The 1,248-nt window shown below is 68.8% G+C and carries 1 protein-coding gene; it reads left to right on the forward strand.

What is annotated here, in order from left to right; all coding sequences use genetic code 11:
- A partial coding sequence (locus GWK61_RS54650) for a DUF4190 domain-containing protein (protein ID WP_228564574.1) occupies positions 1 to 611 on the forward strand: 611 nt, incomplete at its 5' end.
- Positions 612 to 1,248 lie beyond the last annotated feature (637 nt).

Raw genomic sequence — 1,248 nt, forward strand, 5'->3', positions numbered from 1 at the left:
GCGCTCCGGGTGGGTTCGGTGGACCGGAGGGCGCGCCGGGGCAGATGCCGGGACCGGGCGGGATGCCGGGTCCGGGGCCGATGCCGCCGCTGTACGGCTACGGGTATCCGCCACCGCGGCCCATGGTGACCAGCGCGGTCGCGATCGTGGCGCTGTGCCTGTTCTGGGTTCCGCTGGCCGGCCTGATCCTGAGCATCATCGGAATGGTGAAGACCGCCAAGGGCAAGGCGCGCGGACGCGGCCTGGCCATCACGGCGCTGGTGCTGTCCATCCTGGTGACCGCCGGCGCCGGCCTGCTGGGCGGCGTGATCGCCTCGAAGCCGTCGGTCCTGGACCCGGGATGCACGCGCGGCAAGACGGCGGTGCTGGAGCAGTCGAAGCAGATCGAGGCCGACTCCAACAAGGGCGACCAGAACGCGGTCCAGAACGACCTCACCAAGCTCATCAGCGATCTGGCGACGGCCGCCAACGACGCCAAGCGCAGCGACGTGCGCTCGACGGTGCAGGCCGTGCACGACGACTACGCCGCGATCGCCACCGGGAACGGCGACCAGACCAAGCTCCAGTCCGACCTGCAGCAGATGGACCACCTCTGCACGTACGGGAAGTAGCTTCGCAGGACACGGAAAAGTCCGCCGCCGACCGGGACACGGTCGGCGGCGGACTCTTTCGGCGCTGTTGACCTATGCGTGGGTGCTGGTGGCGGGTAGGTGCGGTTGGTTTGTGGGTTTTAAGGGCTTTTTACGGCTTCGCGCATGGTTGGATGGCCTCGCAGGGGAACGCAGTTCGGTTGTGCCACGCGGCTGGCGTTGGCGGCCGGCGGTGAGTCTGTGCACGACCGCGCGGCGGTTCGGGTGGTCGCGGGTGTCGTGGCGGCGGGCGGCGGTGTGTGTGTTCACGGGCGAAGGTCAAGGGCGAAAGGCGCCTCCGGCGGCGCCTGCGCGGCGAGCGGCCTCGCTCCGGGGGGTGGGGGCCGCGTAGTCAGGCGGCGGACGCTGCTTGTGGTCGCGTTCGTCCCGGGAACCCGGGACAACCCCACCTGTGGGATAGGTCCCCGCACCTCGTACCCGACGCCTCACCGCCGCGTGTGCGCACCGAGTGGACCCCGTCCACACCACAGGCGGGGTTGTCCCGGTTCCCTCGATGCTCCTATGTCAAGTGGTGGGGGTTGTGTTCTTGGGTTTTTGCGGTTGTTTGTGCTAGTTGGGGGGTGATGATGCGGTGGATCTCGTTGGCGATGTAGCGTTT

Origin of the sequence: Catenulispora rubra (genome assembly GCF_015356825.1) — a bacterium.
Classification (GTDB): domain Bacteria; phylum Actinomycetota; class Actinomycetes; order Streptomycetales; family Catenulisporaceae; genus Catenulispora; species Catenulispora rubra.